General features: G+C 58.2%; 24 protein-coding genes. 15 read left to right on the top strand and 9 right to left on the bottom strand.

All coding sequences use genetic code 11. From position 1 onward, the window contains the following. Window position 1: 1 nt before the first annotated feature. The 3 genes from hemX to hemC are packed head-to-tail and all read right to left on the bottom strand — an operon-like array spanning window position 2 to window position 2,892. Window positions 2-1,192: a uroporphyrinogen-III C-methyltransferase gene (gene hemX, locus ABLU73_RS20880; protein WP_004886808.1), complete on the bottom strand. Its 1,191-nt coding sequence runs from the start codon at window positions 1,190-1,192 to the stop codon at window positions 2-4. Window positions 1,193-1,213: 21 nt separating this feature from the next. Continuing rightward, on the bottom strand, window positions 1,214-1,954 hold the full coding sequence (gene hemD / locus ABLU73_RS20875; RefSeq protein WP_017899402.1) for a uroporphyrinogen-III synthase: 741 nt from the start codon (window positions 1,952-1,954) through the stop codon (window positions 1,214-1,216). Beyond that, the gene (hemC, locus tag ABLU73_RS20870; protein ID WP_004886804.1) at window positions 1,951-2,892 is read right to left on the bottom strand and encodes a hydroxymethylbilane synthase; all 942 of its coding nucleotides are present in this window, start codon (window positions 2,890-2,892) and stop codon (window positions 1,951-1,953) included. Before hemC ends, hemD begins: the two co-directional genes overlap by 4 nt. 357 nt (window positions 2,893-3,249) lie before the next feature. On the opposite strand from hemC, the gene cyaA reads away from it, so the two are divergent. Next, window positions 3,250-5,802: a class I adenylate cyclase gene (cyaA, locus tag ABLU73_RS20865; protein WP_002883383.1), complete on the top strand. Its 2,553-nt coding sequence runs from the start codon at window positions 3,250-3,252 to the stop codon at window positions 5,800-5,802. 48 nt (window positions 5,803-5,850) lie between these two features. On the opposite strand, the gene cyaY is transcribed toward cyaA, so the two are convergent. Then, window positions 5,851-6,171 carry an iron donor protein CyaY gene (cyaY, locus tag ABLU73_RS20860; RefSeq protein WP_004886799.1) on the bottom strand — a complete coding sequence of 107 codons (321 nt, stop codon included), beginning with the start codon at window positions 6,169-6,171 and terminating at the stop codon, window positions 5,851-5,853. Window positions 6,172-6,317: 146 nt separating this feature from the next. On the opposite strand from cyaY, the gene ABLU73_RS20855 reads away from it, so the two are divergent. The 7 genes from ABLU73_RS20855 (at window position 6,318) to corA (ending at window position 13,232) form a co-directional block, all read left to right on the top strand. After that, window positions 6,318-6,521 carry a lipoprotein gene (locus tag ABLU73_RS20855; RefSeq protein ID WP_002883392.1) on the top strand — a complete coding sequence of 68 codons (204 nt, stop codon included), beginning with the start codon at window positions 6,318-6,320 and terminating at the stop codon, window positions 6,519-6,521. Window positions 6,522-6,556: 35 nt separating this feature from the next. Next, entirely contained in the window at window positions 6,557-7,381 is an 825-nt protein-coding gene (gene dapF / locus ABLU73_RS20850) for a diaminopimelate epimerase (protein ID WP_348850425.1), read from the top strand. After that, window positions 7,378-8,085, top strand: coding sequence for a DUF484 domain-containing protein (locus ABLU73_RS20845; RefSeq protein ID WP_004886790.1), 708 nt, complete (start codon window positions 7,378-7,380; stop codon window positions 8,083-8,085). Before dapF ends, ABLU73_RS20845 begins: the two co-directional genes overlap by 4 nt. Continuing rightward, complete coding sequence (gene xerC / locus ABLU73_RS20840; protein WP_004886788.1) at window positions 8,082-8,984, top strand: tyrosine recombinase XerC; 903 nt, start codon at window positions 8,082-8,084, stop codon at window positions 8,982-8,984. The genes ABLU73_RS20845 and xerC overlap by 4 nt, the downstream gene beginning before the upstream one ends. Then, window positions 8,984-9,700, top strand: coding sequence for a 5-amino-6-(5-phospho-D-ribitylamino)uracil phosphatase YigB (yigB, locus tag ABLU73_RS20835; protein ID WP_004886786.1), 717 nt, complete (start codon window positions 8,984-8,986; stop codon window positions 9,698-9,700). The genes xerC and yigB overlap by 1 nt, the downstream gene beginning before the upstream one ends. 63 nt (window positions 9,701-9,763) lie before the next feature. Further along, window positions 9,764-11,926 (top strand): DNA helicase II, encoded by a 2,163-nt coding sequence (gene uvrD / locus ABLU73_RS20830; protein ID WP_004886784.1) that lies wholly within the window; start codon window positions 9,764-9,766, stop codon window positions 11,924-11,926. A 355-nt stretch (window positions 11,927-12,281) separates the two neighbouring features. Next, window positions 12,282-13,232, top strand: coding sequence for a magnesium/cobalt transporter CorA (gene corA, locus ABLU73_RS20825; protein WP_002883400.1), 951 nt, complete (start codon window positions 12,282-12,284; stop codon window positions 13,230-13,232). Window positions 13,233-13,319: 87 nt separating this feature from the next. Here corA and rarD read toward each other — a convergent pair whose 3' ends face one another. Beyond that, window positions 13,320-14,213, bottom strand: coding sequence for an EamA family transporter RarD (gene rarD / locus ABLU73_RS20820; protein ID WP_017899396.1), 894 nt, complete (start codon window positions 14,211-14,213; stop codon window positions 13,320-13,322). Window positions 14,214-14,261: 48 nt separating this feature from the next. Further along, window positions 14,262-14,726, bottom strand: a complete 465-nt coding sequence (gene yigI, locus ABLU73_RS20815) for an acyl-CoA thioesterase YigI (protein ID WP_002883404.1) — start codon at window positions 14,724-14,726, stop codon at window positions 14,262-14,264. A gap of 152 nt (window positions 14,727-14,878) precedes the next feature. Here yigI and pldA point away from each other — a divergent pair, with 152 nt between their 5' ends. From pldA to rhtC, 3 genes are all read left to right on the top strand, one after another. After that, complete coding sequence (pldA, locus tag ABLU73_RS20810) at window positions 14,879-15,739, top strand: phospholipase A (protein ID WP_004886777.1); 861 nt, start codon at window positions 14,879-14,881, stop codon at window positions 15,737-15,739. A gap of 67 nt (window positions 15,740-15,806) precedes the next feature. Continuing rightward, entirely contained in the window at window positions 15,807-17,633 is a 1,827-nt protein-coding gene (gene recQ / locus ABLU73_RS20805; protein ID WP_004886773.1) for an ATP-dependent DNA helicase RecQ, read from the top strand. Window positions 17,634-17,699: 66 nt separating this feature from the next. Continuing rightward, window positions 17,700-18,320, top strand: a complete 621-nt coding sequence (gene rhtC / locus ABLU73_RS20800) for a threonine export protein RhtC (RefSeq protein ID WP_004886772.1) — start codon at window positions 17,700-17,702, stop codon at window positions 18,318-18,320. Between the two features lie 44 nt (window positions 18,321-18,364). On the opposite strand, the gene ABLU73_RS20795 is transcribed toward rhtC, so the two are convergent. Together ABLU73_RS20795 and rhtB are read right to left on the bottom strand one after the other, a co-directional pair. After that, window positions 18,365-19,285, bottom strand: a complete 921-nt coding sequence (locus tag ABLU73_RS20795; protein WP_049093037.1) for an Rpn family recombination-promoting nuclease/putative transposase — start codon at window positions 19,283-19,285, stop codon at window positions 18,365-18,367. Window positions 19,286-19,447: 162 nt separating this feature from the next. Further along, window positions 19,448-20,068 carry a homoserine/homoserine lactone efflux protein gene (gene rhtB, locus ABLU73_RS20790; RefSeq protein WP_002883411.1) on the bottom strand — a complete coding sequence of 207 codons (621 nt, stop codon included), beginning with the start codon at window positions 20,066-20,068 and terminating at the stop codon, window positions 19,448-19,450. A gap of 109 nt (window positions 20,069-20,177) precedes the next feature. On the opposite strand from rhtB, the gene pldB reads away from it, so the two are divergent. The 3 genes from pldB (at window position 20,178) to ABLU73_RS20775 (ending at window position 23,003) form a co-directional block, all read left to right on the top strand. After that, window positions 20,178-21,170 (top strand): lysophospholipase L2, encoded by a 993-nt coding sequence (gene pldB / locus ABLU73_RS20785; protein ID WP_004886768.1) that lies wholly within the window; start codon window positions 20,178-20,180, stop codon window positions 21,168-21,170. Between the two features lie 44 nt (window positions 21,171-21,214). Next, window positions 21,215-22,015 carry a sugar/pyridoxal phosphate phosphatase YigL gene (gene yigL, locus ABLU73_RS20780; RefSeq protein ID WP_017899394.1) on the top strand — a complete coding sequence of 267 codons (801 nt, stop codon included), beginning with the start codon at window positions 21,215-21,217 and terminating at the stop codon, window positions 22,013-22,015. 88 nt (window positions 22,016-22,103) lie between these two features. Continuing rightward, window positions 22,104-23,003, top strand: a complete 900-nt coding sequence (locus ABLU73_RS20775) for a carboxylate/amino acid/amine transporter (RefSeq protein WP_012969187.1) — start codon at window positions 22,104-22,106, stop codon at window positions 23,001-23,003. Here ABLU73_RS20775 and metR read toward each other — a convergent pair. Then, window positions 22,891-23,844 carry an HTH-type transcriptional regulator MetR gene (gene metR, locus ABLU73_RS20770; RefSeq protein WP_017899391.1) on the bottom strand — a complete coding sequence of 318 codons (954 nt, stop codon included), beginning with the start codon at window positions 23,842-23,844 and terminating at the stop codon, window positions 22,891-22,893. The two genes, ABLU73_RS20775 and metR, sit on opposite strands and share 113 nt — an antisense overlap. Before the next feature lie 247 nt (window positions 23,845-24,091). Between metR and metE the strand changes: the two genes are divergently transcribed. Beyond that, on the top strand, window positions 24,092-26,356 hold the full coding sequence (gene metE, locus ABLU73_RS20765) for a 5-methyltetrahydropteroyltriglutamate--homocysteine S-methyltransferase (protein ID WP_264924742.1): 2,265 nt from the start codon (window positions 24,092-24,094) through the stop codon (window positions 26,354-26,356). Window positions 26,357-26,376 lie beyond the last annotated feature (20 nt).

The following is a 26,376-nucleotide window of genomic DNA, read 5'->3' as shown; positions in this document are numbered from 1 at the left end:
GTTACTCTCCTTGCGGCGCAGCGGGGGCGGCCGGTGCAGCAGGTGCAGACGGTGCAGGTGCGGGCGCGCCGCCCGCGGAAACGGCAGGCTGCGCCATCAGATTACGCACCCGGGTCTGCATCAGTTTTTCCAGCAACGCCTGGCTCTGCAGCGTCTCCGGCACCGTCATGGTAATGCTTTGCTGACTGAGTTTATCCACCTCTTCAAGGAAGGCTTTAGTGGTGGCGTCATCGGTATCGTAATAGGCGCGTACCCAGGTCGAGACGTTATCCAGCGACTGTTTCCAGGTCTCTTCCTGATGACGCGGCACCGCCTGCGCGGCGACCAGCAGGCGAGAGCGAATATTTTCCCGCAGATAGATATCCTGATTCGGCGCCAGCAGCGGGACCGCCGTTTCATCGCGGCGGCGCACGGTGATAAAGCTGTCCATAAAATTCTGCCAGCTTTTCTGCAGATTGATGCGCCATTCGCTGATGGAGCTGGAGAGCTCATCGCTATCAGAATCCATCGGCGAATCGTCATCGTTATTATCCGCCAGCCGCAGGTTATCGATTTGGTTCGCCAGCTGATTAACCTTGAGGATCATGCCGTCGTAGTCCACCTGGTTCACCGCGGAGAGAGTGGCGATGTCGTCGGTAATCGCCCGGCGGGCGCCGATCAGGCTCGGGTCATTCATGTCGGCGAGACTGGCGTCGGCGCTTTTCAGCAGCGCGGCGGCGGTGGTGACATCCTGATCGCTCCACAGCTTACGTCCCGCCAGCTTGACGAGGAAGTCGGCCTGGGCCAGCAGCCAGGTTTTGGCGTCGCTACCGGAAATGACTGCCACTTTTTGCTGGACTTCGTCCAGCTGTTTGGCCAGCGTCTCCTGCTGGCGTTTGGCTTCGTTTAGCTGGTCGGCCTGCTGTTTGATAATGCCTTCCAGTTCGCTTTTTTGGCTCTCCTGCGCTTTTTGCAGCGCCGCGACCTGGCTTGATAATTCAGAGGTGGTTTCGTTTTGACGCGAGGCCTGCTGTTTGTTCAGGCCATACAGACCGATACCGGCGGCTATCGCAATGGCGATAGCGATCGCGCTGAGCGCCAGGCTGGTTTTGTTGCCAGCCTTCTTCTTATCAGTGTTCTCTGGCTGTGGTGTGGTCTCCACGGCCTCCCTGGTCTCTTCAACCACGGCGGATTGATTTTGTTGTTCCGTCATTATGGCTTCCAATGTTGAGAGTTATTGTAATGCGCGTAGCAGCGCATCGTTGTCGGCGCTATCGGCAACCTGAATCTCCTGCCAGCCCAGCTCCCGGGCCTGAAGGGCCAGACGTTCGCTGACAACGACAACGCGGCAGTGCAGGAGCCACCGTTCGCGATACCATTGCGGTATTAACGACCATAGCTGCTGCAGCATCTCGCCGCTGGTGACCACCAGCGTGGTGACCCCGCGAGATTGCCAGCGCATCGCTTCTTCTGCGCCATCGTAATGCTTTGCACTACGTTGATAACATTCACAAAATGTGACCCTGGCGCCGCGCTCGGTCAGCGTCGCGCCTAAGAGTTCCCGCCCGCCATTGCCGCGTAAGATCAGCGCATTTTTCCCGGCAATGTTTTGTAATTCAGGTAATTGTAGCAAGACTTCGCTAATTTCCCGATCTAACGGGTAATGGATATGCTGCCCGCTGACCGTATGCAGGGCCAGCGCCGTCGTGCGGCCAATGGCAAAATAGCGTGGGGAAGTGGGCCAGGGCAGCCCCTGTTGCTGCAGGCGGGCATGGGCGAACTCCACCGCATGCTGGGACAGCGCAAACAGCAGATCGTCAGGCCCGAGGCGGGCAAGCGCGTCGCCCAGCGCGGGAAGCTCCCGGCCAGGCGTAAATTCTATCAGCGGAAAGCCCCAGGCCACGCGTCCCATGGCCCGCAGACGGCTGACCAGCGCTTCTCCTTGCGGTAATGGACGAGTGACCAGGATGCTCATCGTGGGGCTTCTCCATCATAAACTGCCGCGAGAATGTCGCGCGCGCCGTTATCCAGGAGCTCTTCCGCCAGCGAGATGCCGAGCGCTTCGGCCTGCTCTGCTGGCCCGCGCCGTTCGCCGCGTACCATCTGCGAACCATCCGGGGCGCCAACCAGCGCCCGCAGCCACAGTTCGCCGTTGACGAGTTCCGCATAGCTGCCAATCGGCACCTGGCAGCCGCCTTCGAGACGAGTGTTCATCGCCCGCTCGGCGCGCACGCGCACTGCCGTTTCCGTATGGTTGAGAGGCGCTAGCAGCCCCTGGGTCCATGCATCGTCGAGACGGCATTCGATGCCGACCGCTCCCTGGCCGACCGCCGGCAGGGATTGCTCCGGCGACAGCGGCTGGCGAATTCTCGCCTCGAGCTGCAGGCGCTTCAGGCCAGCGGCGGCGAGGATGATGGCGTCATACTCGCCGTTATCCAGCTTACTCAGTCGGGTACCGACGTTACCGCGCAGAGAGCGGATCACCAGGTCCGGACGAGTGGCGGCCAGCTGGCACTGACGGCGTAAACTTGATGTGCCAACGACGCTGCCGGCCGGGAGTTCATCAATCGAGGCATAGTGATTGGAGACAAACGCGTCGCGCGGATCGTCGCGCTCGCAGATAGTCACCAGCCCCAGACCCTCCGGGAATTCCACCGGCACATCTTTCATCGAATGAACGGCGATATCGGCGCGCCCTTCGAGCATGGCAAGCTCTAACTCTTTCACAAATAAGCCCTTGCCACCCACCTTTGCCAGCGGAGTATCAAGGATGACATCCCCGCGAGTGACCATCGGCACCAGCTCGACCTTCAGTCCGGGATGCGCGTGTTCCAGGCGCGCTTTAACATATTGCGCCTGCCATAGCGCAAGCGGGCTTTGCCGTGTGGCAATTTTCAAAACTTTGTCTAACATGCTTGTTACCGTCATTGTCGACCACTAACCATCCTAACATTGTTGTCTTACGGATGTTAGTTTTCACGGTTTATGTGGGAGATAGCTCCGGCCCACTCTTTTTTAACCTTTCATGCGCGTGGCGGTTGCCGGAGGCGTAGTGAGGAATTTACAGGTAATAAACGGTGCTACACTTGTATGTAGCGCATCTTTCTTTACGGTCAATGAGCAAGGTGTTAAATTGATCACGTTTTAAACCATTTGTCCGTCCGCTGCTCATCACAACCACACCGACGACGAATGGTGACGGTTTTTGTTGAAATACTGAAATCCTCCGTACTATTGTACCTCGGGTTTTTGAACATCAGGCGATATGTCTTGTACCTCTATATTGAGACACTGAAACAGAGACTGGATGCCATCAACCAATTGCGCGTGGATCGCGCGCTTGCTGCCATGGGACCCGCTTTCCAGCAGGTTTACAGTCTACTGCCAACGTTATTACATTATCATCACCCGCTGATGCCGGGTTACCTTGACGGTAACGTTCCCCGTGGCATTTGCCTCTACACGCCTGATGAAACCCAACGCCACTATCTTGAAGAACTGGAACTGCATCGCGGCATGCAGACCCAGGAGCCGCCAAAAGGCGAGCTGCCGATCACCGGCGTCTACTCGATGGGCAGTACCTCCTCCGTCGGCCAGAGCTGTTCTTCCGATCTTGATATCTGGGTATGTCACCAGGCCTGGCTGGATAGCGAAGAGCGCCAGCTGCTGCAGCGAAAATGCAGCCTGCTTGAGAGCTGGGCGGCCTCGCTCGGCGTGGAAGTCAGCTTCTTCCTGATCGACGAAAACCGCTTCCGCCATAACGAAAGCGGCAGTCTCGGCGGCGAAGACTGCGGTTCGACCCAGCATATTTTACTGCTCGATGAGTTCTACCGCACCGCGGTGCGTCTCGCCGGCAAGCGTATTCTGTGGAATATGGTGCCGTGCGATGAAGAAGAGCATTACGACGATTACGTCATGGGGCTGTATGCCCAGGGCGTGCTGACGCCAAACGAGTGGCTCGATCTCGGCGGCCTTAGTTCACTGTCGGCGGAAGAGTACTTCGGCGCCAGCCTGTGGCAGCTGTATAAGAGTATCGACTCGCCCTATAAAGCGGTGCTGAAAACGCTGCTGCTGGAAGCCTACTCCTGGGAATACCCCAACAACCGCCTGCTGGCGAAAGATATCAAACAGCGCCTGCACGACGGCGAGATCGTCTCCTTCGGACTCGACCCCTACTGCATGATGCTGGAGCGCGTGACCACCTACCTGCAGGCCATTGAAGATGAAACTCGTCTCGACCTGGTGCGCCGCTGCTTCTACCTGAAAGTGTGCGAAAAACTCAGCCGCGAGCGCGCCTGCGTCGGCTGGCGTCGCGAAGTCGTCAGCCAGCTGGTCAACGCGTGGGGCTGGGATGAAAAGCGTCTGATGATGCTCGACAACCGGGCGAACTGGAAAATTGATGAAGTGCGCAAGGCGCACAACGAACTGCTCGATGCGATGATGCAGAGCTATCGTAATCTGATCCGCTTCGCACGGCGCAATAACCTCAGCGTCTCCGCCAGCCCGCAGGATATCGGCGTGCTGACGCGTAAGCTGTATGCAGCCTTTGAAGCGCTGCCGGGCAAAGTGACGCTGGTGAACCCGCAAATTTCGCCGGATCTCTCGGAACCGAATCTGACCTTTATCCACGTGCCGCCGGGTCGCGCCAACCGTACCGGTTGGTATCTGTATAACCGCGCGCCGGATATGGAATCGATCATCAGCCATCAGCCGCTGGAATATAACCGTTATCTTAATAAGCTGGTGGCCTGGGCCTGGTTTAACGGCCTGCTGACCTCACGCACCCGCCTGTTTATTAAGGGCAACGGCATCGTCGATCTGGCGAAGCTGCAGGAGATGGTGGCCGATGTGTCGCACCACTTCCCGCTGCGCCTGCCGGCGCCCACGCCAAAAGCGCTATACAGCCCGTGCGAAATTCGCCACCTGGCGATTATCGTTAACCTCGAATATGACCCGACGGCGGCCTTCCGCAATCAGGTGGTGCACTTCGATTTCCGTAAGCTCGATGTTTTCAGCTTCGGCGAAGAGCAAAAATGCCTGATCGGCAGCGTTGATCTGCTGTATCGCAACTCGTGGAATGAAGTGCGTACGCTGCATTTCAACGGCGAGCAGGCGATGATTGAAGCGCTGAAAACGATCCTTGGTAAAATGCATCAGGATGCCGCGCCGCCGGATAGCGTGGAGGTTTTCTGCTATAGCCAGCATCTGCGCGGCCTGATCCGCACCCGCGTACAGCAGATGATCTCCGAGTGCATCGAACTGCGTCTCTCCAGTACCCGTCAGGATACCGGGCGCTTTAAAGCGCTGCGCGTCTCCGGCCAGACCTGGGGACTGTTCTTCGAGCGTCTTAACGTTTCGGTGCAGAAGCTGGAAAACGCCATTGAGTTCTACGGCGCTATCTCGCACAACAAGCTCCATGGCCTGTCGGTGCAGGTGGAAACCAATCACGTTAAGCTGCCGGCGGTAGTGGACGGATTCGCCAGCGAAGGGATTATCCAGTTCTTCTTTGAAGACGCGGATAACAACGACAGCGGCTTTAACATCTATATTCTCGATGAGAGCAACCGCGCTGAGGTCTATCACCACTGCGAGGGCAGCAAAGAGGAGCTGGTGCGCGACGTCAGCCGCTTCTATTCGTCATCGCACGATCGTTTTACCTACGGCTCCAGTTTTATCAACTTCAACCTGCCGCAGTTCTATCAGATTGTCGAGGTGGACGGGCGCACCCAGGTGATCCCTTTCCGCACCCAGGCGATTGCCGCCGCGATACCCACCAGCCAGGATGTTACCGCCTCGCCGGTGCTGCAGCAGCGCTACTCGTAGATTTGGCCCGGAAAAGGCGCAATGCGCCGTCATCCGGGAAACACGTCATTAACGGAATCTCACCGTCTCACCGGCCTGCTGGCTCGCCGCCTGCTCCAGCAGATCCCAGAAGGTTTCACCGCTGCGATCGCAGATCCACTCGTCGCCTTTGAGATCGAAATGGTAGCCGCCCTGTTTGGTGGCCAGCCACACCTGGTGCAGCGGCTCCTGACGGTTAATAATGATTTTGCTGCCGTTTTCAAAGCTGATGGTCAGCACGCCGCCGTTGATTTCGCAGTCGATGTCGCTATCGCCGTCCCAGTCGTCCAGACGTTCTTCGATGGTCATCCACAGGCTATCGGCCAGGCGATGGAATTCACTGTCGTTCATAATTTGATTCTGCTTTTTTGATTTTTGAAGATGGGTCGCAGTATAGCGCGAAACAAAAGCGCGCGCAGTCGGATGCTAAAGGCTTGCTTTTACGTCTTCTCCTGCGATGATAGAAAGCAGAAAGAATGAATCACGGGCAACTATCAATGAAAAACGTTTTTCCTACGCTTGCCGTTTTGTTTGCGATCTTCAGCCTGACCGGCTGCGGTCTGAAAGGGCCTCTCTATTTCCCACCGGCGGACAAAACCGCGCCGCCGCCGACCAAACCGGTTAACCCTGGCATTCAGAGCGCAACGCCGGATCGTAACGATCGTGGCGATACCGGTGGTCCGAGCCAGGTCAATTACTAACGATAACGTTCTGTTCCGCGCAACTGGAGTAGATGATGCAGTTCTCTAAAATGCATGGCCTTGGCAACGATTTTATGGTCGTTGACGCGGTAACGCAGAATGTTTTTTTCTCGCCGGAGCTGATTCGCCGCCTGGCGGATCGCCACCTTGGCGTCGGGTTCGATCAGCTGTTGGTGGTGGAGCCGCCCTACGATCCGGATCTGGATTTCCATTACCGGATCTTTAATGCCGACGGTAGCGAAGTGTCGCAGTGCGGCAACGGCGCGCGCTGTTTCGCGCGTTTCGTCCGGCTGAAAGGCCTGACCAATAAACGTGATATCCGCGTGAGTACGGCCAACGGCCGTATGGTATTAAGCGTAACGGAAGACGATCTGGTGCGGGTGAATATGGGCGAGCCCAACTTCGAGCCCTCCCAGGTGCCGTTCCGCGCCAACAAAGCGGAAAAGACCTATATCATGCGTGCCGCCGAGCAGACAGTATTGTGCGGCGTGGTGTCCATGGGGAACCCGCACTGCGTTATCCAGGTGGATGATGTGGATACGGCGGCGGTGGAAACCCTCGGCCCGGTGATGGAAAGCCATGAGCGTTTTCCGGAGCGCGCGAATATCGGTTTTATGCAGGTGGTCGGCCGGTCCCATATTCGTCTGCGCGTCTACGAACGCGGCGCGGGGGAAACCCAGGCCTGTGGCAGCGGCGCTTGCGCCGCGGTGGCGGTGGGGATCCAGCAGGGGTTGCTCGCTGAAACGGCACGTGTGGAATTACCCGGCGGTCGTCTTGATATCGCCTGGAAAGGCCCGGGCCAGCCGCTGTTTATGACCGGCCCGGCGGCCCATGTCTATGATGGATTTATTCATTTATGAAACCAATCGGGGAAGAACAGCAGGAGGTCGCCAGCGCATTGAACGATCGTGCAGTGGTGGACTATCTGTTGCAAAATCCTGAATTTTTTATTCGTAATGCCGCCCAGGTCGAACATCTCCGCGTCCCGCATCCGGTGCGCGGTACGATTTCGCTGGTGGAGTGGCACATGATGCGGGCGCGTAACCATATCCATGTGCTGGAAGAGAATATGTCGCTGCTGATGGAGCAGGCGGTAGCCAATGAAAGCCTGTTCCAGCGCCTGCTGCAGCTGCAAACGCGGCTGGCGGCGGCGGAGAGCCTCGACGATATGCTTAACCGCCTTCACCGCTGGGCGCGCGAGCTGGGGCTGGCGGGCGCCACGGTGCGCCTGTTCCCTGACAGCTGGCGCCTGGGCGCGCCTTCGAAGTTTACCCACCTGGCGTTAAGCCGGCAGGCGTTTGAGCCGATCCGTATTCAGCGTCTGGGCCAGGCGCGCCACTACCTTGGGCCGTTGAACGGTCCGGAGCTGCTGGTGGTATTGCCGGAGGCGAAAGCCATTGGGTCAGTGGCGATGTCGCTGCTGGGCGGCGATAATGCCCCTGGCGTGATGCTCTTTAGCAGCCGCGATGCGCAGCATTATCAGCCAGGACAGGGGACGCAGCTGCTGCAGGAGATCGCCCAGATGCTGCCCGGCCTGCTGGAGCGCTGGATTGAACGCGCATGACCGATTCTCCTCTCTTCTCCGCCGTCGCCCGCTTTCTGCGCCACCTTGGCGTTGAACGCCAGCTCAGCCCGATCACGTTACTGAATTACCAGCGACAGCTGGACGCGCTGATTGCCCTGGCGGATGAGGCGGGTCTGAAAAGCTGGTCGCAGTGCGATGCCGCTCAGGTGCGAAGTTTTGCGGTGCGCAGTCGCCGCGCGGGATTAGGCCCGGCAAGCCTGGCGCTTCGCCTGTCGGCGCTGCGCAGTTTCTTCGACTGGCTGGTCGGCCAGGGCGAGCTCAGCGCCAATCCGGCGAAAGGGATTGCCGCGCCGAAAATTCCCCGTCACCTGCCAAAAAATATCGATGTCGATGACGTCAATCGGCTGCTGGATATTGATCTCAACGATCCGCTGGCGGTGCGCGACCGGGCGATGCTGGAGGTGATGTACGGCGCGGGGCTGCGTTTGTCCGAGCTGGTCAACCTTGATATCAAACATCTCGATCTCGAAAGCGGCGAGGTCTGGGTGATGGGCAAAGGCAGCAAAGAGCGCCGCTTGCCGATCGGTCGCAACGCCGTGATGTGGATTGAGCACTGGCTGGATTTACGCGGCCTGTTCGGTACTGACGACGACGCGCTGTTTTTGTCGAAACTGGGCAAGCGCATTTCGGCGCGCAACGTACAGAAGCGGTTCGCCGAGTGGGGCATTAAGCAGGGGCTGAACAGCCATGTGCATCCGCACAAGCTTCGCCACTCCTTTGCCACCCATATGCTGGAGTCCAGCGGCGATCTGCGCGGTGTGCAGGAGCTGTTGGGTCATGCTAACCTCTCCACCACCCAAATCTATACCCATCTCGACTTTCAACACCTTGCCTCGGTGTACGATGCCGCGCATCCGCGCGCAAAACGGGGGAAATAATGCGTTTTTACCGACCTCTGGGCCAGATTTCCGCGCTGACGTTTGACCTGGACGATACCCTTTATGATAACCGCCCGGTCATTGACCGGACGATGCACGAGTCGCTGGCTTTTGTACGCAGCTACCATCCGTCGCTCAGCCAGTTCGACGCCCATGAGCTTAATCAGCTGCGCCAGACGCTGTTGGCATCCGAGCCTGAGATCTATCACGACGTGACCGTCTGGCGCCACCGTGCGCTGGAGTTAGGCATGCGTAACGCCGGACTCTCCGCCGACGAGGCGAAAGCGGGGGCCGATGCGGCGATGGAACACTTCGCCCAGTGGCGCAGCCGCGTCGATGTCCCGCAGGAGACCCACGATACGCTGGCGAAGCTGGCGGAGAAGTGGCCGCTGGTGGCGATTACCAACGGCAACGCCCGACCAGAGTTGTTCGGCCTGAGCGACTATTTCCGCTTTGTGCTGCGCGCCGGGCCGGATGGCCGCTCCAAGCCGTTTGCCGACATGTACCATCTGGCGGCGGAGCGCCTGAACTTACCGCTCGGGCATATTCTGCACGTCGGCGATGACCTGACCACTGACGTCGCCGGATCGCTGCGCTGTGGCATGCAGGCCTGCTGGATCAAACCGCAAGGCGCGGACCTGATGCACACCGCGGACAGCCGCCTGCTGCCGCATATTGAAATTTCACGGTTGGCATCTCTGACCTCGCTGATATAATCACCAGTTACTCTGTATATATTAACAGGGGTTCGTGGAACCCCTTCTCTTCCGGCGGTGCCAATGGACGTTTCTTACCTGCTCGACAGCCTTAATGACAAACAGCGTGAAGCCGTAGCGGCCTCGCGCACCAACATGCTGGTTCTGGCAGGGGCGGGCAGTGGTAAGACGCGCGTTCTGGTGCACCGTATCGCCTGGCTGCTGAGCGTGGAGAACTGCTCGCCGTATTCTATTATGGCGGTGACCTTTACCAACAAAGCGGCGGCAGAGATGCGCCACCGTATCGGCCAGCTGATGGGCACCACCCAGGGCGGCATGTGGGTGGGCACCTTCCACGGCCTGGCCCACCGCCTGCTGCGCGCGCACCATCTGGACGCCAACCTGCCGCAGGATTTCCAAATCCTCGATAGCGAAGACCAGCTGCGCCTGCTGAAGCGTCTGATTAAGGCGATGAACCTCGATGAGAAGCAGTGGCCGCCGCGTCAGGCGATGTGGTACATCAACAGCCAGAAAGATGAAGGGCTGCGCCCGCATCATATTCAGAGCTACGGCAACCCGGTCGAGCAGACCTGGCAGAAGGTTTATCAGGCCTATCAGGAAGCCTGCGATCGTGCCGGGCTGGTGGACTTCGCCGAACTGCTGCTGCGCGCCCACGAGCTGTGGCTGAATAAGCCGCATATCCTCCAGCACTACCGTGAGCGGTTCACCAATATCCTCGTCGACGAATTCCAGGATACCAACAACATTCAGTACGCGTGGATCCGCCTGTTGGCGGGCGATACCGGCAAGGTGATGATCGTCGGCGATGACGATCAGTCGATTTACGGCTGGCGCGGCGCGCAGGTCGAGAACATTCAGCGTTTCCTTAACGATTTTCCCGGTGCGGAAACCATCCGCCTTGAGCAGAACTATCGCTCGACCAGCAACATCCTCAGCGCCGCCAACGCCCTGATTGAAAACAACAACGGTCGCCTGGGCAAGAAGCTATGGACCGACGGCGCCGACGGCGAGCCGATCTCGCTGTACTGCGCTTTCAACGATCTTGACGAAGCACGCTTCGTAGTGAACCGGATAAAAACCTGGCAGGAGAACGGCGGGGCGCTGGAGCAGTGCGCCATCCTCTATCGCAGCAACGCCCAGTCGCGCGTGCTGGAAGAGGCGCTTCTGCAGGCCAGTATGCCGTACCGCATCTATGGCGGCATGCGCTTCTTCGAACGCCAGGAAATCAAAGACGCGCTCTCGTACCTGCGTCTGATCGCCAACCGTAACGACGATGCGGCGTTTGAGCGCGTAGTCAATACGCCGACCCGCGGCATCGGCGACCGCACGCTGGACGTGGTGCGCCAGACGTCACGCGATCGTCAGCTGACGCTGTGGCAGGCCAGCCGTGAGCTGCTGAAAGATAAAGCGCTGGCCGGTCGCGCCGCCAGCGCCCTGCAGCGCTTTATGGAGCTGATTGACGCGCTGGCGCAGGAGACCACCGATATGCCGCTGCACGTCCAGACCGATCGGGTGATTAAAGACTCCGGGCTGCGCGCGATGTACGAGCAGGAGAAAGGCGAGAAGGGTCAGACCCGTATTGAAAACTTAGAGGAGCTGGTGACGGCGACGCGCCAGTTTAGCTACAACGAAGAAGATGAAGATCTGATGCCGCTGCAGGCGTTCCTCTCCCACGCCGCGCTGGAAGCGGGCGAGGGACAGGCGGATACCTGGCAGGACGCGGTTCAGCTGATGACCCTGCACTCGGCGAAAGGGCTGGAGTTCCCGCAGGTGTTCATCGTCGGCGTCGAGGAGGGGATGTTCCCGAGCCAGATGGCCCTTGATGAAGGCGGCCGCCTGGAAGAAGAGCGTCGTCTGGCCTACGTTGGCGTGACGCGCGCCATGCAGAAGCTGACGCTGACCTACGCGGAAACCCGCCGTCTGTACGGCAAAGAGGTTTACCATCGGCCGTCGCGCTTTATTGGAGAACTGCCGCAGGAGTGCGTAGAAGAAGTGCGTCTGCGGGCTACGGTGAGCCGCCCGGTAAACCATCAGCGACTGGGCGCGCCGATTGCCGAGAGCGATACCGGCTACAAATTAGGCCAGCGCGTACGGCATCCGAAGTTTGGCGAAGGCACCATCGTCAACCTCGAAGGCAGCGGCGAGCACAGCCGGCTGCAGGTGGCTTTTCAGGGTCAGGGGATCAAATGGCTGGTCGCGGCTTACGCCCGGCTCGAGGAAGTGTAACTTTAAGAAAAATATCATTATTTTGTAATATTCTGCTACCTTTATACGTTAAGGCGCCTGATTTGCGCTTTCGCGTTCCGTTGCGTGTTGACGCCGATTTTGCGCTGGCGTAACATGCGCGCACGATTACGCTAAGAGGACATTCGCCTTGGACACACCCAGTAGATGCTGGCTCAACTTCCTGTCATTCAGGAACAACTCCTAAGGCTATCCTCTTATGCTGATAGCCTTAGCGGTTGTCAGCGACCTGCCCCATTCCCGTCGCGCTGAGTCAGGCTTAATGGTCTGAAACCCAATTTGTTTCTGTGTGCCCACCGAACTGTCCGATAATTTTTTTGCATTGGGAGTCCCGGTCATGCTGAGCGCATTTCAACTGGAAAACAATCGTTTAACGCGCCTGGAAGCCGATGAGATCAAGCACCTCGCCAGCTCGGTGTGGGTCGATCTGGTCGAGCCTGACGACGATGAGCGAAGCCGCGTGCAGACGGAACTGGGTCAGAACCTGGCGACGCGCCCGGAGCTGGAAGATATCGAAGCCTCCGCGCGTTTCTTTGAAGATGAAGACGGGTTACATATCCACTCCTTCTTCTTTTTCGAAGATGCCGACGATCACGCGGGTAACTCTACCGTGGCGTTTACCATCCGCGAAGGGCGCCTGTTTACGCTGCGTGAGCGTGAACTGCCCGCTTTTCGCCTCTACCGCATGCGCGTGCGTAACCAGACCCTGGTGGACGGCAACGCCTACGAGCTGCTGTTAGATCTGTTCGAGACCAAAATCGAACAGCTGGCGGATGAGATAGAAAACATCTACAGCGACCTGGAAAAGCTGAGCCGCGTGATTATGGAAGGCCACCAGGGCGATGAGTACGACGAAGCGCTGTCGACGTTGGCGGAGCTGGAAGATATCGGCTGGAAGGTCCGCCTGTGTTTGATGGATACCCAGCGCGCACTGAACTTTCTCGTGCGCAAAGCGCGCCTGCCGGCGGGCCAGCTGGAGCAGGCGCGGGAGATCCTGCGCGATATCGAATCCCTGCTGCCGCACAACGAATCGCTGTTCCAGAAGGTGAACTTCCTGATGCAGGCGGCGATGGGCTTTATCAACATCGAGCAGAACCGCATCATCAAGATCTTCTCGGTGGTGTCGGTGGTGTTCCTGCCGCCAACTCTGGTGGCCTCCAGCTACGGGATGAACTTTGAATTTATGCCTGAGCTGCACTGGAGCTTCGGCTACCCGGGGGCGATCGTCTTTATGATGCTGGCTGGCCTGGCGCCGTATCTCTACTTCAAGCGTAAAAACTGGCTGTAGTTGTTGTGCCGGATGCGCTGCGCTTATCCGGCCTGAGTGCTGTACTTTTGTAAGCCGGATAGGGCGGAGCCGCCATCCGGCAATGTCCTAGCTCCGACGCCCCCGCCTTTGCGTATACACCGCATCCATCACGAATATCGCCAGCGCCACCCAGATAAAGCCAAAGGTGACCATTTTATCCTTGCCCGGCACTTCGCCGTAGAACGTCACCGCCAGCAGGAACATTAGCGTCGGGCCGATGTACTGGAAAAAGCCCAGCGTGGAGAGCCGCAGACGCGTTGCCGCCCCGGTGAAGCACAGCAGAGGGATGGTGGTCACCACGCCCGCCGCCATCAGCAGCAGATTGAGCGACCAGGGGTTCTGCCCCATATGGCTGGTGGGGCTGTCGGTGATGCCGAACAGCCAAATCGCCGCCACCGGCAACAGCCACAGCGTTTCCACCAGCATGCCGGTCTGCGCATCAACAGCGATTTTCTTCCGCACCAGACCATAAAAGGCAAAGCTGAAGGCCAAACCAAGGCCGATTATCGGTAGCGAACCAAAGGTCCAGAGCTGCACCAGCACGCCGCAAAAGGCGAGGATCATCGCCAGCCACTGCAGGCGACGGAAACGTTCGCCAAGGAAAATCATCCCTAACAGAATATTCACCAGCGGGTTGATAAAGTAGCCGAGGCTGGCTTCCAGCATATGGTGGTTATTCACCGCCCAGATGAACAGCAGCCAGTTGCCGCCGACCAGCACCGCAGAGAGCGCCAGCAGGAAGATCTTGCGCGGCGTCTTCAGCAGCTTTTTCACCTGCGGCCACTGACGGCTAACGCTGATGAGCGCCACCATGAAGAAGAAAGACCAGATCACGCGATGGGTCAGAATTTCATCGGCGGGAACATAGTAGATAAGTTTGAAGTACGCCGGCGCGATACCCCAGATAAAGTAGGCGGCGAGGGCCAGAATAATCCCCAACCGCGTCTGTTTCGCATCCATCGGTAAAATCCATTGCCAAAGAGAGTGATGTTACTCGATTTTGGGCAATCAACCCACCATATAGGTCGCTGTTGCGCTGGCAATATATACCTGAGCTTCGTTATGCAGTTCCACACGGGCTACCGCCACTTTATTGCCGGCGCGCAGCAGGGTGCTGGTCGCGGTAAAACGTTCGCCTCGACCCGGACGCAGGTAGTCCACGCGCAGGTCGATGGTTCCCATGCGGGAAAGCCGCTGGCGCAGCTCTTCTTCATTGATGGTGTCATGGCGGGTAAGGGTGCTGCCAACGCAGACCAGACCTGCGGCGACGTCCAGCGCGGAGGCGATTACACCGCCATGCAGAATGCTTTGCGCCCAGTTGCCGACCATCATCGGCTGATTATTAAAGCTGAGCTGGGCAAACGCTTTTTCATAGCGCTCCAGTTCGAGGCCGAGGGCGCGGTTAAACGGCATATGATAGACGAAAATCTCCCCCACCAGTTTCAGAGCTGCTTCGGCAGTAAGTTCAGACATAACACCGGTTCCATTCGTTAATAAAATGTTGATTTTATGCTTCTAAAATATTGATTTCCACTTTCGGAGTGGATTAGGGGGCAGGGGATTAATAAACAGGTAGAATGTCTTCAGGTTAAACAAAAATAAAAACTATTTATCAGGAGACCAGCATGCGTATCTCTTTGGCCTGCCTGGCGGCGCTGTGCGCGCTACCGGCTGGTGTTATGGCGCAGGATGCGTCGGTACACGACAAACCAGCAGTGCGCGGCAGTATTATCGCCAACCTGCTACAGGATCATGATAATCCTTTTCTGCTCTACCCTTATGAAAGCAACTATCTGCTCTACACGTGGACCAGCGATCTCAATAAAGAGGCGATTCGCAGCTATGACTGGGCCGAAAATGCCCGTAAAGATGAAGTGAAGTTTCAACTGAGCCTCGCCTTCCCTCTGTGGCGCGGCATCCTGGGGGATAATTCGCTGCTCGGCGCGTCCTATACCCAGAAGTCCTGGTGGCAGCTCTCCAACAGCAAAGAGTCGGCGCCGTTTCGCGAAACCAACTATGAACCTCAGCTGTTCCTTGGCTTTGCCACCGACTATCAGTTTGCCGGCTGGACGTTGCGCGATATCGAAATGGGATATAACCACGACTCGAATGGCCGCTCCGATCCCACCTCGCGCAGCTGGAACCGGCTCTATGCCCGCCTGATGGCGCAAAATGGCAACTGGTTGGTGGAAGTGAAACCCTGGTATGTGGTGGGCAGCACCGATGATAACCCGGACATCACCAAATATATGGGCTATTACCGCCTGAAGGTGGGTTACCAGCTGGGCGAGGCGATCCTCAGCGCGCAGGGGCAATATAACTGGAACACTGGCTACGGCGGGGCGGAGTTGGGGGTGAGCTATCCCATCACCAAACATGTTCGCGCTTACACCCAGATCTACAGCGGCTACGGCGAATCGCTTATCGACTACAACTTTAATCAAACGCGCGTCGGCGTCGGGCTAATGCTCAACGATCTGTTTTAATCGTTGCACTCTGGCTCGCAGGCGCTGAAAATAGCGCCTGTTTTCTTTTCAGGCAAATGGGGTCAACGTGGCACAGGCGGAAGTATTAAATCAGGAATCGCTGGCTAAGCAGGTTTTACAAGAGACCTTCGGCTACCAGCAGTTCCGCCCTGGCCAGGAGACGATTATCGAGACGGTGCTCGAGGGCCGTGACTGCCTGGTGGTCATGCCGACCGGTGGCGGCAAGTCACTGTGTTATCAGGTACCGGCGCTGGTTATGGGCGGCCTGACGGTAGTGGTCTCGCCGCTGATCTCGCTGATGAAAGATCAGGTCGATCAGCTGCTGGCCAACGGCGTGGCGGCGGCCTGTCTGAACTCGACCCAGAGCCGCGAACAGCAGCAGGACGTGATGGCCGGCTGCCGCAGCGGGCAGGTTCGTCTGCTGTATATCGCCCCGGAACGGTTGATGCTCGACAACTTCCTTGAGCATCTGGCGAACTGGAATCTGGCGATGCTGGCGGTGGACGAAGCGCACTGCATCTCCCAGTGGGGCCATGACTTCCGCCCGGAATATGCCGCGCTGGGCCAGCTTCGTCAGCGGATGCCGCAGATCCCGTTTATGGCGTTGACCGCCACCGCCGATGACACCACCCGCCGCGATATCGTCCGTCTGCTGGGACTTAACGATCCGCTCATACAGGTCAGCAGCTTCGACCGGCCGAACATCCGCTATATGCTGATGGAGAAATTCAAGCCGCTCGACCAGCTGATGCGCTACGTCCAGGATCAGCGCGGCAAATCGGGCATTATCTACTGCAACAGCCGTTCGAAAGTGGAAGATACCGCCGCGCGTCTGCAGAGCCGCGGCATCAGCGCGGCGGCTTACCATGCCGGCCTGGAAAACGACGTGCGCGCCGACGTGCAGGAGAAATTCCAGCGCGACGATCTGCAGATTGTGGTGGCGACAGTGGCCTTTGGGATGGGCATCAACAAGCCGAACGTCCGCTTTGTGGTGCATTTTGATATCCCGCGCAATATTGAATCCTACTATCAGGAGACCGGCCGCGCCGGGCGTGACGGCCTGCCGGCGGAAGCGATGCTGTTTTACGATCCGGCGGACATGGCGTGGCTGCGCCGCTGTCTGGAAGAGAAGCCCGCCGGGCCGCTGCAGGATATCGAACGGCATAAGCTGAACGCGATGGGGGCGTTTGCTGAAGCCCAGACCTGTCGTCGTCTGGTGCTGCTGAACTACTTTGGCGAAGGACGCCAGGAGCCGTGCGGCAACTGCGATATCTGTCTTGATCCGCCGAAGCAGTACGATGGCTTAATGGACGCCCGTAAGGCGCTCTCCACTATTTATCGGGTCAACCAGCGCTTCGGGATGGGTTACGTGGTGGAAGTCCTGCGTGGCGCCAACAATCAGCGCATCCGTGAGATGGGCCACGATAAGCTCCCGGTATACGGCATCGGCCGGGAACAGAGTCACGAGCACTGGGTGAGCGTGATCCGCCAACTGATTCACCTTGGGCTGGTGACGCAGAATATCGCCCAGCACTCCGCGCTGCAGCTGACCGAAGCCGCACGCCCGGTGCTGCGCGGCGACGTCCCGCTGCAGCTTGCCGTACCGCGTATCGTGGCGCTGAAGCCGAAGGCGATGCAGAAATCCTTCGGCGGTAATTACGATCGTAAGCTGTTTGCCAAGCTGCGCAAATTACGTAAAGCGATTGCCGATGAAGAAAACATTCCCCCGTACGTGGTCTTCAACGACGCGACGCTTATTGAGATGGCGGAGCAGTCGCCGCTAACTGCCGGCGAAATGCTCAGCGTCAACGGCGTGGGGACACGTAAACTCGAGCGTTTCGGCAAGCCGTTTATGGCGCTGATCCGGTCGCATGTCGATGGCGACGACGAGTAGTCAGCTGGCTATAAAAGTGCCAGAATAGTTATTCTCTTCATTATTTTATTTTCCTGCGAGTTAACTATGCTGATGCTTTTCCTTACCGTGGCGCTGGTGCATATCATTGCGCTGATGAGTCCGGGGCCGGATTTTTTCTTTGTCTCACAAACGGCCATCAGCCGCTCGCGCAGAGAGGCGATGATGGGAGTGCTGGGGATCACCTGCGGCGTAATGATCTGGGCGGGGGTAGCGCTGCTCGGCCTGAACCTGATCCTCGCCAGAATGGCGTGGCTGCATAACATCATTATGGTCGGCGGGGGCTTGTACCTGTGCTGGATGGGCTACCAGATGCTGCGCGGCGCGTTGAAAAAAGAGGCGGTGTCCCCGCCAGAGCCGCAGGTTGAGCTGGCTCGCAGCGGACGCAGCTTCTTGAAGGGATTGCTGACCAATCTGGCGAACCCGAAAGCGATTATCTATTTCGGCTCGGTGTTCTCGCTGTTCGTCGGTGACAGCGTTGGCGCCGGCGCGCGCTGGGGTATTTTTCTGCTGATTATCATGGAGACGCTGGCCTGGTTTATGGTGGTTGCCAGCCTGTTCGCCCTGCCGGGGATGCGCCGCGGCTATCAGCGGATGGCAAAGTGGATCGACGGTATCGCCGGCACGCTGTTTGCGGGCTTCGGCATCCACCTGATTATCTCGCGTTAACCTGGCGTGATGCTCCACCCGGCTATATCCGGGTGGAGAAAGTGTCAGTGGCGAAGCCGCTGCAGCTCGTCTTCAGACAGACCGGTCATTTCCATAATCGCTTCGTCATCAATACCGCGTTTGCGCATCGCTTCGGCAACCTGCAGCAGGGCCTGATGTTTGCCTTCCTTTATACCTTGCTGTACGCCTTTCCTGATGCCTTTTTCCATACCTTCTGCGAGCCATGTTTCCGCCAGCGTCATCAGTAATCCTCCATGCTGCGGCACGCGCTGTGCCAGCCCGTATAAGAGTGTCCGAGTATCCTCGGCATCCCCTGCCTGAGCCATATAGTTTACCAATACGGTGATTTGTTGTCCGCTCATCTGCTCCAGCATTAAGAGTTGGGTCAACTTATCCAGCAATTGCGCCATATCGCGCTGACGGATGTGTTTTTGCACCAGCGTCAGGGCCGCCATGCTGCGGTGCTGCATAATGTCGTCGTCGGGGATCACCGTGATATCGACCAGCGGAAACGCTCCGCTATAGAGCTGGCGGGCGGTCTCGGGATCGGCGAAATTATCCAGCCAGCTCATAGACCAGGGATAGGGGCTGCGTCGTCCCTGATAGAAGAGGACCGGGATAACCAGAGGCAGCGTTTTATGGCCGTTCTCCAGATGGCGCTGCATGGCGGCGACGGCATAGCGCATTAAGCGAAAGGCCATCAGTTTATCAGGGGCGCTCTGGTGCTCGATCAGAACATGGACATACCCCTTACCGCGGGTGGTTTCCAGCGAGTAGAGAATATCGCTGTAGTAGGGCCTGAGGTCGTCTTCAAGAAAGCTGCCGGATTCCAGACGTAGGGTATCCAGTTTGCAGATCGCTGTTAACGCCGGAGGCAGGTGGATCTCGATGAAATCGCGCGCCGTCTCTATCCGTGAGAGAAAAGTTTTAAATACCGCATCATGAGGGGTCGCCGTTTCTGCCATCGCCGTTCATCCGTGAATCACCTATCTGGCGGCATCCTGGCACGGTGGGCTCAGCGTCGACAGCGGGCAAAAAAATTAATTTCCCGCTTTGCGCGCCGGCTCGCGCAGAGAGATTGCTTCGCCCGCCAGGCGAACCTCTCTTTGCGAGCGAGATTTCATCATTCAGGCGTGACGGGCGGAGGCGAGGAGCGCCCCAACCAGCATAAACAGTGAACCAAAGACTTTATTCAGCGCCTTCATCTGCTTTGGCCCTTTAATCCAGGCTGAAATGCGCTGCGCCAGGGTCGCATAGCCAATCATCACAATGATATCGACGACGATGGTGGTGACGCCCAGAACGAGATACTGCATCACCTGGGGCTGGTGGGGCAGGATAAACTGCGGAAACAGGGCGGCCAGAAAAACAATGCTTTTGGGATTGGTGAGATTCACGAACACCGCACGCTGGAACAGTTTGCCGCGCGTCTGCGCCTTCGCCAGCGTATTCAGGTCGATGGCCCCTGCCGCGCGCCATTGCTGGATACCCAGCCAGATAAGATAGGCTGCGCCGGCCCATTTCAGCACCTCAAAGGCCAGCACCGAGCGGGAGAACAGGGTGCCGAGACCGACGCCGACCAGCACGATATGAATGGCCAGCCCGGTCTGCAAACCGGCAATTGACGCCGCCGCGCCGCGGTATCCGTGGTTAATGGAGGTGGTCATGGTATTAATCGCTCCGGAACCCGGGGACAGGCTGAGAATGATTGATGTCAGCAGGTAGGCGAACCACCACTCAATGGTCATGAGAAACTCCCTGATTGTCTGTTTTTATGCCACAATACGCTATTGTGTCAGCATTGTGTGATACACGGCAAAAAAACGATTTTCAGCGGTTAACAGGGGTGTAAACCCGATGTTTGGGCAGAAAAAGGACTGGGAAACACGAGAAAACGCGTTTGCGGCCTTTAGCATGGGGCCGCTGACGGATTTCTGGCGACAGCGCGAAGAGGCTGAATTTAAAGGCGTCGATGATGTACCGGTACGCTTTGTTCGCTTTTGCGCGCAAAATCACGATCGACTGGTGCTGATTTGCCCTGGGCGCATTGAAAGCTACGTGAAGTATGCTGAAGTGGCCTACGATCTCTTTCACAGCGGCTTTGACGTGATGATCATCGACCATCGCGGTCAGGGTCGCTCGGGTCGTCTGCTCTCTGATACTCACCGCGGGCACGTGGTGAACTTCAGCGATTATGTTGATGACCTGGCTGCGCTCTGGCAGCAGCAGGTGGTCCCCGGCCACTGGCGAAAACGGTTTATCCTCGCTCACTCTATGGGCGGGGCGATTGCCACGCTCTTTCTGCAACGCTACCAGGCGCATTGCGATGCGATTGCGCTCTGCGCGCCGATGTTCGGGATTATCATTCGGCTGCCGGACTGGATGGTGCGCCATATTCTCGACTGGGCTGAGGGCCATCAGCGCATTCGCGAAGAGTATGCCATCGGCACCGGACGCTGGCGGGCGCTGCCTTTTGCCGTTAACGTGCTGACGCACAGTCGACAACGCTATCGTCGTAACCTGCGCTTCTATGCCGACGAGCCGCGACTGCAGGTCGGCGGCCCGACCTGGCACTGGGTGCGCGAAGGCATGCTGGCCGGTGACGAAGTGCTGGCGAATGTGGAAAAAGATACCGCCCCGACGCTGCTGCTGCAGGCGGAGGAGGAGCGGGTGGTCGATAATCTGATGCACGACCGCTATTGTGAATTACGGGCCGCCGCCGGCCATCCCTGTGAGGGCGGAAAGCCGCTCGTCATTGAAGGGGCATACCATGAGATCCTTTTTGAAAAGGACGCTATGCGCTCAGTCGCGCTCAATGCCATCGTCGAGTTTTTCAATCGACATACTTAATCCGACGATAACGCTCGTCGCCCTGCTTAGAGGTTAACTTTTTTATGTACCAGGTTGTTGCGTCTGATTTAGACGGCACGCTGCTTTCCCCCGATCATTTCCTGACCCCCTATGCCAAAGAGACGCTGAAGCTGCTTACCGCCCGTGGGATCAATTTCGTCTTCGCCACCGGCCGACACTACATCGACGTCGGGCAGATCCGCGATAACCTCGGCATCCGGTCGTACATGATCACCTCTAACGGCGCCCGCGTTCACGATAGCGATGGTCAGCAAATCTTCGCCCATAACCTCGACCGTGATATTGCCGCCGACCTGTTTGAGATCGTGCGTAACGACCCGAAAATCGTCACTAACGTCTATCGGGAAGATGAGTGGTATATGAACCGCCATCGCCCGGAAGAGATGCGCTTTTTCAAAGAGGCGGTGTTTAACTACAAGCTGTATGAGCCGGGCGAACTGGATCCGCAGGGGATCAGCAAGGTGTTCTTTACCTGTGAGGATCACGAACATTTGCTGCCGCTTGAGCAGGCGATGAACGCCCGCTGGGGCGATCGCGTGAACGTCAGCTTCTCCACCTTAACCTGCCTGGAGGTGATGGCGGGCGGGGTATCGAAGGGGCATGCGCTGGAGGCAGTGGCGAAAATGCTCGGCTACAGTCTGTCAGATTGCATCGCTTTCGGCGACGGCATGAACGACGCCGAGATGCTGTCGATGGCCGGCAAAGGCTGCATTATGGCCAACGCCCACCAGCGGCTGAAGGATCTGCATCCGGAACTGGAAGTGATCGGTAGCAACGCCGACGATGCGGTCCCGCACTACCTGCGTAAGCTGTACCTCGACTGACAAAGATTGACGACTGGCGAATAATCACCCAGTCGTCAACCTGACTCTTCGCTACAATGCCTGTTCTTTATCCAACGAGACGACCATTGTGGCGCTGTTAATTATCACCACTATCCTGTGGGCCTTTTCTTTTAGCCTGATTGGCGAGTACCTGGCCGGTAGCGTCGACAGCTATTTTTCGGTACTGATGCGCGTGGGCCTGGCGGCGCTGGTGTTCCTGCCTTTCCTGCGCACGCGAGGCCAGTCTCCGCGCACGATCGTGCTCTATATGCTGGTGGGCGCGATGCAGCTTGGCATCATGTACCTGCTGGCCTTCCGCGCCTATCTCTATCTGACGGTCTCGGAATTCCTGCTGTTTACCGTGTTTACCCCGTTGTATATCACGCTGATCTACGATCTGCTCAGCGGACGGAAACTGCGCTGGGGCTATCTGCTGAGCGCCGCGCTGGCGGTGCTGGGGGCGGCGATTATCCGTTACGACAAAGTCAGCGATCATTTCTGGACCGGGCTGTTACTGGTGCAGTTGTCAAACCTCTGCTTCGCCATCGGGATGGTGGGTTATAAGCGCCTGATGGAGGTGCGACCGATGCCGCAGCACAATGCCTTTGCCTGGTTCTATGTCGGGGCCTTTATCGTGGCGGTGGCGGCATGGTTTATGCTGGGCAACCCACAGAAGCTGCCGACCACCACGCTGCAGTGGAGCGTGCTGGTGTGGCTGGGCGTGGTGGCTTCCGGGCTGGGCTACTTTATGTGGAACTATGGCGCCACTCAGGTGGATGCCGGCACGCTGGGGATCATGAATAACGTCCATGTCCCCGCCGGGCTGCTGGTTAACCTTGCCATCTGGCAGGAGCAGCCGCACTGGCCGAGCTTTATTAGCGGAGCGTTGGTGATCCTGGCCTCGCTGTGGGTCCATCGACGCTGGGTCGCTCCGCACTCCGGACAAACGGCAGATGATCGCAGGCGTGGTTCCGCGCAGAGCGAATAAACGCTTCGGTGACCGGTTGACGCTGCTCGCCATCGCGAACGGCCGCGTACAGCCGGCTCCATAATCCCTCTCCCAGGGTTTTGGTCACCACCAGACCCTGGCGTTCAAAACTTTCCACCACCCAGTGCGGCAGCGCGGCGATGCCCATCCGGGCTGCCACCATCTGGATCAGCAACAGCGTGTTATCGACGCTTTTTAGCTGGGGGCTGATACCGGCCGGCTGCAGGAAATGGCGCCAGATGTCGAGGCGTCCGCGCTGTACGGGATAAATCAGCAGCGTTTCCGCGGCCAGATCCTCCGGCGTAATCAGCGTCTTCATGGCTAACGGGTGCTCAGGCGCCAGCACCAGGCGCACCTCATAATCAAACATTGGCGAGTAATGCAGACCGCTGCGCGGCAGGATATCGGAGGTCATCACCAGATCCAGTTCGCCCTGCTGCAGCGCAGGCTGCGGGTCGAAGGTGACGCCGGAATGGAAGTCGACTTCCACGTGTGGCCAGCGGGCGCGGAAATTCTCCAGCGCCGGCGTCAGCCACTGAATACAGCTGTGGCATTCGATAGCCAGCCGCAGCCGGGTCTGCTGCGGTTCGTTACAGTCCTGCAGGGCGCGGGCGATCTGCGGCAGCACCTGGTTGGCCAGCTGTAAGAGGATCTCCCCCTGAGGGGTAAAACGCAGCGGCTGGCTCTTACGCACAAAGAGACGAAAGCCAAGACGCTGTTCCAGATCGCTGAACTGGTGAGACAAGGCGGACTGGGTCTGGTGCAGGGCAGCCGCTGCGCCCGCCAGTGAACCGCTATTCCGCAACGCTTGCAGCGTTTTCAGATGTTTAATTTCGATCATGAAAGTCCTTCACTTCGCCATGAGCAATTTGCGCTTGAGGAATATACAGTAACTGCCAATTATGGATGTGTAAACATCTGGACGTCTAAAACTCGTCATATTTCGACTTGCAGATGCGTTGGCTGCCTCGCTTACCCCAGTCACTTACTTCAGTAAGCTCCTGGGGATGCGCATCGTTGCCGCCTTCCTGCAAGCCGAACTATTTAGAGTTTTTCTTCAGATTCAATGAAATAAGAGAGGAACAAAAATGACAATTATTAACCACACCCTCGGTTTTCCTCGCGTTGGCCTGCGTCGCGAGCTGAAAAAAGCGCAAGAGAGCTACTGGGCGGGCAATGTCACTCGCGAGGAGCTGCTGGCGGTAGGCCGGGAACTGCGCGCCCGTCACTGGGAGCAGCAGAAGCAGGCCGGTATTGACCTGCTGCCGGTGGGCGATTTCGCCTGGTACGACCATGTTCTGACCACCAGCCTGCTGCTTGGCAACGTGCCGGCTCGTCATCAGAACAAAGACGGCTCTGTCGATATCGATACCCTGTTCCGCATTGGCCGCGGCCGCGCGCCCACCGGCGAGCCAGCGGCCGCCGCGGAAATGACCAAGTGGTTCAACACCAACTATCACTACATGGTGCCGGAGTTCGTGCAGGGCCAGCAGTTCAAACTGACCTGGACCCAACTGCTGGATGAAGTGGACGAAGCGTTGGCGCTGGGCCACAAGATCAAGCCCGTGCTGCTGGGGCCGGTGACTTATCTGTGGCTGGGCAAAGTGAAAGGCGAACCGTTTGACCGTCTGAGCCTGCTGAATGCCATCCTGCCGGTTTATCAGCAGGTGCTGGCCGAACTGGCGAAGCGCGGCATTGCGTGGGTGCAGATTGATGAACCGGCGCTGGTGCTGGAGCTGCCGCCAGCGTGGCTGGAGGCCTTTAAACCGGCTTATGACGCCCTGCAGGGCCAGGTCAAACTGCTGCTGACCACCTATTTTGAAGGCGTTAGCGACAATCTCGAGACCATTGCTGCGCTACCGGTCCAGGGGCTGCACGTCGATCTGGTCCACGGTAAAGATGATGTCGCCGAACTGCATAAACGTCTGCCGGCCAACTGGCTGCTGTCCGCCGGCCTGATCAACGGGCGTAACGTCTGGCGCGCCGATCTCGCCGAAAAGTATGCGCAAATTAAAGACCTCGTCGGTAAGCGCGAGCTGTGGGTCGCTTCATCCTGCTCTCTGCTGCACAGCCCGATCGACCTGAGCGTGGAGACGCGCCTTGATGCGGAAGTGAAGAGCTGGTTTGCCTTCGCTCTGCAAAAATGCGGTGAGCTGGCGCTGCTGCGCGATGCGCTGAACAGCGGCGATACGGCGGCGATTACCGAGTGGAGCGCGCCAGTCCATGCTCGTCGCCATTCGTCTCGGGTACACAACCCGGCGGTGGAAAAACGGCTGGCGGCGATCACTCCTCAGGACAGCCAGCGCGCCAGCCCCTATGAGGTTCGCGCTCAGGCACAGCGTCAACGCTTTAACCTGCCGGCCTGGCCGACCACCACCATCGGGTCATTCCCGCAGACGACCGAGATCCGCGGCCTGCGCCTGGACTTCAAAAAGGGAAATCTTGACGCCAGTCATTATCGTACCGGCATTGCGGAACATATTAAGCAGGCGATCGTCGAGCAGGAGCGGTTAGGATTAGACGTACTGGTGCACGGGGAAGCCGAGCGGAACGATATGGTGGAATACTTCGGTGAACATCTGGACGGTTTCATCTTCACGCAAAACGGCTGGGTGCAGAGCTATGGCTCCCGCTGCGTGAAGCCACCGGTGGTGATCGGCGACGTCAGCCGTCCGCAGGCGATCACCGTCGAATGGGCGAAGTACGCGCAGTCGCTGACCGACAAGCCGGTGAAAGGGATGCTCACTGGACCGGTGACGATTCTGTGCTGGTCCTTCCCGCGGGAAGACGTCAGCCGTGAAACCATCGCGAAACAGATTGCGCTGGCCCTGCGTGATGAAGTGGCGGATCTGGAGGCGGCCGGTATCGGCATCATCCAGATTGATGAGCCGGCCTTGCGCGAAGGTTTACCGCTGAAGCGCAGCGACTGGGATGCCTATCTGCAGTGGGGTGTGGAAGCCTTCCGCCTTAACGCCGCGGTGGCCAAAGACGATACTCAGATCCATACCCACATGTGCTATTGCGAGTTCAATGACATCATGGACTCCATCGCCGCGCTGGACGCCGATGTGATCACCATTGAAACCTCGCGTTCCGACATGGAACTGCTGGAGTCGTTCGAAGTGTTCGAGTATCCCAATGAAATCGGGCCGGGGGTATATGATATTCACTCGCCGAACGTACCGAGCGTGGAGTGGATCGAAGCGCTGCTGGCAAAAGCCGCGCAGCGTATCCCGGCGGAGCGGCTGTGGGTTAACCCGGACTGCGGCCTGAAAACCCGCGGCTGGCCGGAGACTCGCGCCGCGCTGGCGAATATGGTGCAAGCGGCGCGGAACCTGCGCCAGTCCGCCTGATCGTCACCGGAAAAATCAAA

Source organism: Klebsiella sp. GG_Kp175 (genome assembly GCF_040062325.1).
Classification (GTDB): Bacteria; Pseudomonadota; Gammaproteobacteria; order Enterobacterales; family Enterobacteriaceae; genus Klebsiella; species Klebsiella quasipneumoniae.
This window is presented reverse-complemented; position numbering and strand designations above follow the sequence as displayed.